Origin of the sequence: Hydrocoleum sp. CS-953, from assembly GCF_002260545.1 — a bacterium.
In the GTDB taxonomy this organism is placed as follows: domain Bacteria; phylum Cyanobacteriota; class Cyanobacteriia; order Cyanobacteriales; family Microcoleaceae; genus Trichodesmium.
Genome location: NZ_LGSU01001208.1, coordinates 1 through 7,954 on the forward strand (window position 1 = coordinate 1; position 7,954 = coordinate 7,954).

Below are 7,954 nucleotides of genomic sequence, written 5' to 3' on the forward strand. Positions count from 1 at the left end.
GTATTACACAACCTATATAGGACTGCGATATATATTCTACTACTTAAAGCTTGAAAAAAGTGCAAGAAAATTACTAAATAAAATTCCATCTTTTTTCCTCTTTTTTATTATGTTTTTCTTTCCCTGTTCTCTGTTCCCTGTTTAGTCACTGTAGCAATATTTTCTGAAGTTGGTATAAGTTGACTTTTCACTTCTTCCTTCTTCCTTCTTCCTTCTTACTTTGTTTGATCCAAACAAGCTAAACCAGCAGCAAAAGTTTCAGCTAAAACACTAATCAAACGATAAAATGCAACAGCACTTAACACAATACCAGGATCAAATTTTTGCTCAAGTAAAGCTAAAGCAGTTGCTTCAAATACCCCAACACCTCCAGGCGCTCCTGGCACAACTAAACCTAATAACCATGATAAACTAAACACACTAAATATTAATAAAATTTGATTAAATTCAATAGAATTGAACGCCAATATAGTCAATAAAAATCCAGAACCTCGAAGCAGCAGGAAACAAAATTCTCCGCAAAAAGGCTTGATTGGATAGTGATCCAAATTTAATTCAGTAACTACCTCTGAATCAGATTTTTTGACTTTTAATTTTATTTTAACTAAATATTTAATTACTGGGTTTAAAATTCGTGGATGAACAATAGAAATTACTGCCAAAAAACACAAAAATTGTAAAAACCAACTTTCTTGAGTAGAACCAATTAAAGCCACTCCTAAAGCTGCCGCAGCCATTAAAAGTGGTTCTATTAACACACTTAAAATTGCAATTTCAACAGGTACTCCTACTTGTTTTGTTGCATCAATTCGGCTATAAAAATGCCATATATTTCCCGGTAAATACTTAGCAACATTTGTTCGCAGATATACTCTAATTGCCCACCGCAAATTAACCTTTTGATGAAACTCTTTAATAATCCAAAACCAGACCACTCCAGACCATACATGAGCCATAATTGTGATGATAAAAGCAGCTCCTAAACTTACCCACCCAGAATCACTAATCCTAATCTCAAGCACTTGTGCCCAGTTGTCTTTGAGAGTTTGAGCTAGAAAAAATAGAGTTAGTCCTAAAATAATCCACCGCAGATAAGGTTTAATGCCCGACAAAACTTTTTTCATAAAGTACAAAACTAACTGAGTTGATAACTGCTAACTCTTTGCCTTTTCCCTCTAAATTGTGTAAGTATTCAGCCATCAGCTATTGCTTTTAGAGGAAGTAAAATTAATTGATAAATTGAGCTAAAATTAAAACTTTATTCTAAAAGCTTATACCTAAATGCTCATAACTGAATCCTTACGAAGTTTATTTGTTTGTTGTCCAGAAATTAACATCCTAGTAGTCATTTTTATCCAACTTAGGAATCAGCAATAATATATTTGCATTACCAATAATTTCCTGTGATTCAATTGTAAATTGTTCTGCAAATACAGACTTAAAAATGTTCATATCTCCTCCGTAATAGATAAACCATATACGTGAGTATGTAGGAGGTAAACTTTCAATCCAATTTTTTAAATGGGTTTGAAGATTTGATTGATCTTTTTCTTCTCTTTTATCTAGATATATAGGTGCAGAGCCTCGATAATAGTAAGTTAGAGGAAAAGAAGTGCCATGAGCTGCAGAGTAAATGATTATGTCACCTTCTCTATCTTGACCTTCAATCAATTGTGCTACTGGTCTGTAATGGTCTAATGCCCCCATGTATCGCTTCGAGCTTGTATAATAAGTTACTAAACCTAAACTAACGGCCAACATATATATTACAGCCACCAGGACTCCAATTATTTTTTGCCAATCTAAAACCTTAAAAAAGCCAATTGCCACAAGTAGTATAAAGTATGGCTGAGACATTATTAGGTAACGACTGTTCCATATTGAGTAGAATATATTAGAAAAAACAAAAATAGATGCAGCAGGTATAATTCCCCATAAAGCTACGTATACACCTTCCTGAGTGCGATGTTTTTGAATAATTGCTCGAAGAATAACTGTAGCAACAATTAAAGCTACAACTTGAATCAATAATGCTATATAAGGTGGTTGTGGAGGGTGAGCAAACACAGTCATTATTCTTAGCTCTCGGAAGATTTCTTTTATACCAGGAATTGGTAACATCACTCGGTGTGAGCCTGAATCACTCTTCACAGAAATAGCTACAGGAATACTGACAACAATAATTGTTAAATATAGAACAAGATAACTAATTAATCTAGAAATTTTGAACTTAAACTTAAGCCATAAAATCAGAATATCTGATACCAAAAAGGCTGCATTTAAAGGTGTAGTATAAAAGGATAAAATTCTACCTACAACCCATATTAATCGTGGAAGTTTTTTATCTGGTTGCTTCAGAGAATGTGCGAGACCAAGACATCCACAAAGCCCCAGGCAAACACTCATTGTATAGTATCTAATTTCTTGAGCATGATTGATAAATAATGGAGAAATAGTTAGTAAAAATGCTGCAAGAAGACCAACTTTTTTGCTAAAAAAGTCATTACCTAATCTATAAATTAGATATACAGATACTACTGCAAAAATAATAGCTGGAACTCTCAACCATACTTCATTATCAGAAATGTTAATCCATGGATTTAAAAGAACATAGTAGAGTAGCCTGCCCTTATTAAGATCCATCTTGCGCCCATCTAAAACACTGATAAATTCATCTATCCATAGACCTCGGAAATTGATTCTGTAAAAGTACAAAAAACACGCTAAAACAAGAATCAATACAATAGGAAACCATTCCTTTTTTTTGATAGGGTAAATCAACTTCTGAAAAGCATTAGACATCAACTATATTACCAGGCTTAAAAAATTAGATTGTACAATTTTTGAAGACTATGTTTTTTTAGTAAAAGCACTTGCAAACTGATAGAAACTAATATGAGGTGGGAAAACAGTTGGCGCAGATTGAATCTTGTCAAAGTTTGTATTTACTAACCATCCAGGATACTCCTCCTCTATAAATTTTACCATAACTGCGGCAGACTTTTCCTGAGACTGAATGATTTGTAAATATCGTCCACTTGCTGCTTGAGTTGCCAAAGAATCACATTTATCAGAGTCATAAATATTGATATTAGCCTGGCATTGGTACTCAAGAGTATTATACCAATTACCAGGCATTAATGCTATACTTGACTCACACTTCAGTTATCAAGTAATTAAAATAGATAAAATAAATTATTCCCTAATAATTAGTCAGTTAATGTTAATTATTATTATGTGTACGGACGCCCTTATGCAACGTCCCTACCCCATCCAATCAAATATAGCAATAGTTTTGAGAAATGGTATTAGATCTGACATTCCGCACTACTATGGGTAGAGTTTATATATAGGCTTTGACCACTACTGATAAGGTCAATATAAATACTCATGTGCTACCAATAGTGTGTTAAATTTTTTCAACCGCTATGCCTAGACTAAACCTGCGAAATCTGGGTTAGATAATTGATAATTAGTCACTGATGGAAATTTTAGATATAGTCATTTTAAATAAGAAAGGGATAGAGAGAATGTTGTTAGCCCTTTCAATTAATTATTAAAGCCTCAGCAAGTGTTCCAGACTTAATTAAAATACTATACAAATCATATTTGGGTTATTTATAAAATATCCAGGCCATAATTGAAATTTTGTATATATAAATTTGGTGAATCTGGCATTTTTTACAGAATATTTAAGAAAGCTAGAAATCTAAATTGCAACCTTATTATTCAAACCAGTATTCCTAAAAATATACCTGATTGAAAATCGCCGAAGAATAATTAGATTAAAAGAATTCCCTCGTCCCAGAGATTGAAAAAAAAATATATATAAACTAAGGGATTTCGTATATTATTAGGTAAACATTTTTTCNTTATTATTCAAACCAGTATTCCTAAAAATATACCTGATTGAAAATCGCCGAAGAATAATTAGATTAAAAGAATTCCCTCGTCCCAGAGATTGAAAAAAAAATATATATAAACTAAGGGATTTCGTATATTATTAGGTAAACATTTTTTCCTGTTTGTGAATATTATCTAAATTATTCACTCTTAACTTTCCTTTTCTATAATGACCAAAAAATAAGGTATCAAGCCTCCCCTTTGCTGCGCCGCGAGCTGTCGCTCTACAAGGGGATAAAAAAGAAAATTCCGAATTTTCGTAGCCTCCTTATTACAGGAAATACTGATAACTGATAACTGATAACTAATAACTGAAATGACCTTCTTTGATAAAGATGAACAGTTAAATATCCTGGGTAAAGATATTATAGAAGCAACCAAGTTAGAATTTTCAGAATTAACTTCTGAGCAAATAGCTATAACTTGGTTAGTTTACCATTCACCAAGAACCAGAAATAATAATAATCCCACAGAATTTTGGCAAAAGCAAGTGCGTGGTTGGAGCGATCGCGGTGATGAGCGGATATATCCTGGAAAAATAGTCCATTTATTCTATCTGGTAGCTATTTATGAATGGCTAGAGAAAGGAATGGTCAAAACTTCACCAGAGTTAGAAAGAGCAATTCGAGATATGATCCTTTCTTCAAATCACGATGCGACTGGTCTAGTTGTGGATGTTTTAACGGGAACTACCAGTGGACCTGAATTATCACCAGGACCTTTTCAAACTTGGAAATATCAACGTAATTTTGTTAATCGTTATTTTCAATCTCTCAAGTGGCCTGAGTTAAAATCCATTAATATTAATCAAAAAACATGGTCTGATAGTCCTTATGGTCGAGAACACATTTTCCAAGGATTATTGATGGAAAATCGGAATATACTCACAACTAATGCTACAGCTCGTTTATTACATAGTATTGTGGGTGGCATTGCAGTATCTCCTCAAGCTTCAGAGAAAATGATGAATTTGTTACAGAAAAATTCTAGCCAAGAAGGCGCAAAAGATAGAAGTAAAGGCCAAGCTATAGGTTTTTTAGATGAGAACCTTCCTCAAAATGCTAATGTATGGTCTACAGGAATTGTAGGTACTTATGTACGTCACAATTTTGCTTATATAGAGTTACCAAATCTTCAGCCATATCTCTTAGTTATATTTACAGAAGGCAAAGAGATTAGTAGGAATGAGAGAATATTACCTTATATGTCCCAAAAGTTTGTAGAGGCAATGAAAAAATTTTGAGCAAACCTATATAGTAGGGGCGGGTTTTTAGTCGAAAGTTCGAATGGTCAATCTCAAGATTAGATAAACCTCTCCTTATTCACACCTATTAGCTGTATCAGTTGACTAGGGGTGAATTCTATAATCAAATTTAGTATTTCCAGTCACCAGTTTTAGCAGTCAGCGCTGATAACTGTAGGGACGTTGCATGGAACGTCCCTACTAATAAAACGGAGAGGGAGGGATTCGAACCCTCGGTACGGGGTTCTCCCGTACAACTCATTAGCAGTGAGCCGCTTTCGACCACTCAGCCACCTCTCCTGGGGTAACAGATATTTATTATAGCAGATGTTTTTTTGTTATGGCAAGCCTATTTTCAAATTATTTTTCAGTGGAGCACTTAGGAGTTAGGACTTGTTACTTTGAGCTTTTCCAAACTATCACAAAAATGTACCCTTTTACTTCGGTCAAAACATCACTTGAAAAATTTAACCAACATTGTTATATTTACGGATTATTTTAATTTGTAATCAATACAAATTTAATATAAGAAAAATAGAAGACGGAGTAAATTTAAAATTTGTTCCCAGGAAAATTTTAGATTAATCCGTAAATTGGTCAATTGACAATCAACAAGACTATGATAGACTGTAAAATGTTCATATTTCTTGTTCAAAGAAAATTATCAAAAACTCCTGAAAGTTTGGAAACCACCACCTTTATTGATGTGGTGGCAGAAGAACCCCATGGTAGTTTTTAAAGTGTAGTTAAATATCCTCTAATTTGTATAAATACAAAGACTTTTAATAACATGGTGAAAACCTGATAGGTTTGGGATATTGTAGTTAAATGGTAATTAATTAAAAAAGTTAATTAGGTGTAATCCACTCTATTCTTAGCCCTTCCCTCAGCAGGTTGTTATTAAAATTTGAATTTGAGTCAATCGATTAATACTACAAAGTAGCCTCAATAGTCTTGGACTTGAGAAAGTAGTGATAATTGACACTAGCTAGAGGAGCTACAAATTTCTTGGTACTAGGGTAGGGGAAAATAATAATCACGGTTTTAACCTGATTAGCACCTCCTCTAAAGGATCTACTCGGATTTATCCGGTAGATGATCAAATATATTCTTAAAGATGCAAAAGTATGCTAAACAATACATCACTTAGAACTTTCTAAAAAATGTATCTGTCCGTAGCAGAAATATTCCTGGCCTAATCTCCTGAAATAAGAATTATCTCATCAGGTAAGGGTTGAATAAAGGGGAACAATCATAATCTTTGTAATGTCTAAATTTACAAGGGTTAAATTATCCCTATAAACAAAGATATAAATGAACGAAAAGGTCATCTATACAGAATCTAAAAATTAGCTCTTTGAGCAAATTACAGATAAATTAGCAATAGTAAATTCTAAAAAACGAGGTAAGCAAGTGAGTATACAAGTAGTTCCACCAGGTACCGAAACAGATCCAGTAAGCAGTAACCCCAACGATAATGGGGGACTTAACATAGTAGGACAACCTGGAGACGATCGTCTTCCAGGGAGCACTGGTCCTGACAATATTGCAACTTCGACTGGCAATGACCTGGTGGGAGCAGGTGGTGGTGATGATAGAGTTTTATTAGGTCCAGGTAGTGATACTGCAGCTGGTGGTACTGGCATCGACTCCATTCAAGGTAATGAAGGAAATGACTCCATAACAGGAGGAAACGGAGACGATAGCCTTAGAGGTGGTAAAGATAATGATACTGTAGAAGGTGATGAAGGAGCAGACATTATCTTCGGCGATCGCGNGCTGGTGGTACTGGCATCGACTCCATTCAAGGTAATGAAGGAAATGACTCCATAACAGGAGGAAACGGAGACGATAGCCTTAGAGGTGGTAAAGATAATGATACTGTAGAAGGTGATGAAGGAGCAGACATTATCTTCGGCGATCGCGGAGATGACGTAGTAAGCGGTGGTATTGGAGATGACACCGTACTGGGTAATGCAGGTAATGATGTTGTCATAGGTGGTCCAGGTAATGATAACCTTGATGGAGGTAAAGATGATGATAGTCTAAGTGGTGGTATAGGGGATGACACCCTATCTGGTGCAAGGGGTAATGATACTTTAACAGGTGGCGCTGGTGCTGATGATTTCTTCTTCTGGTTTAGTACAGATGGTAGTTATGGAATTGACTCCCTGACAGACTTTAATCGGGGTGAGGGAGATAAGATAGTTCTAGCTGCTAACTTCCCAGTTCCAGAGGATGCGGCATTTAATGCTTTAACAGGTACACCTACTGGCAGCGAACTATCAGAAGAACAGTTTGACGTAATTTCAGGTTTCAATCCTGTAACTCAAGGAAACAGTTCAGCAGCTATTATCTATGACCCTAATGAAGGTTTAGTATACTACAACCCAACAACACTTGCTGGTGATGAAGTAGCATTTGCTCGGGTTGATAATACTGTTTATGATGCTGAGAACCCATTACAAAATACTGACTTTGAAATTTTCTAAGTCTGGTTATTATATAGATGCGGTTTTAAATATGGGTGTAACCCAAGAATGAAAATTCTAACTCCCTCCTACGTTTTAGGGGGGAATTTTGTTTTATATAGTAGGGGTGGGTTACACGTTAAATTAACGAGTTTAACCATCAGATTAAATTACCAAAAAATGAGGGTATGCGCCTCCCCTTTTAAGGGGATGAAAAAAATATTTAACTCAGTATTTCAAGCCTCCGACTTTAAGTCGGAGGTTAACTGATAACTGTTTAGCGTTCCGCACAACGCGCGTTAACGCTGCGCGACATGTTTGCGGAGCAGTCCGTCAG

6 protein-coding genes and 1 tRNA gene are annotated in these 7,954 nt (G+C 35.0%); 3 read left to right on the forward strand and 4 right to left on the reverse strand.

Features of this window, described 5'->3' with window-relative positions:
• Window positions 1-215: 215 nt before the first annotated feature.
• The 3 genes from AFK68_RS20025 to AFK68_RS20035 form a co-directional block, all read right to left on the reverse strand.
• Window positions 216-1,112, reverse strand: coding sequence for a UPF0104 family protein (locus AFK68_RS20025; RefSeq protein WP_371357465.1), 897 nt, complete (start codon window positions 1,110-1,112; stop codon window positions 216-218).
• Between the two features lie 226 nt (window positions 1,113-1,338).
• Window positions 1,339-2,802, reverse strand: coding sequence for a glycosyltransferase family 39 protein (locus AFK68_RS20030; protein ID WP_094674492.1), 1,464 nt, complete (start codon window positions 2,800-2,802; stop codon window positions 1,339-1,341).
• A gap of 48 nt (window positions 2,803-2,850) precedes the next feature.
• Complete coding sequence (locus tag AFK68_RS20035; RefSeq protein WP_094674494.1) at window positions 2,851-3,138, reverse strand: hypothetical protein; 288 nt, start codon at window positions 3,136-3,138, stop codon at window positions 2,851-2,853.
• A gap of 1,081 nt (window positions 3,139-4,219) precedes the next feature.
• On the opposite strand from AFK68_RS20035, the gene AFK68_RS20040 reads away from it, so the two are divergent.
• Window positions 4,220-5,146, forward strand: coding sequence for a serine hydrolase (locus AFK68_RS20040; RefSeq protein ID WP_094674496.1), 927 nt, complete (start codon window positions 4,220-4,222; stop codon window positions 5,144-5,146).
• Between the two features lie 210 nt (window positions 5,147-5,356).
• Here the strand turns inward: AFK68_RS20040 and AFK68_RS20045 are convergent.
• Window positions 5,357-5,446 (reverse strand) — tRNA-Ser (locus tag AFK68_RS20045).
• 1,113 nt (window positions 5,447-6,559) lie between these two features.
• On the opposite strand from AFK68_RS20045, the gene AFK68_RS45800 reads away from it, so the two are divergent.
• Together AFK68_RS45800 and AFK68_RS45805 are read left to right on the forward strand one after the other, a co-directional pair.
• Window positions 6,560-6,923: calcium-binding protein (locus AFK68_RS45800; protein WP_371357466.1), on the forward strand; the 364-nt coding region annotated here is incomplete at its 3' end.
• Between the two features lie 16 nt (window positions 6,924-6,939).
• A complete protein-coding gene (locus tag AFK68_RS45805) occupies window positions 6,940-7,638 on the forward strand; it encodes a calcium-binding protein (protein WP_094674500.1) in 699 nt (232 codons plus the stop codon).
• The last annotated feature ends 316 nt before the right edge of the window (window positions 7,639-7,954 follow it).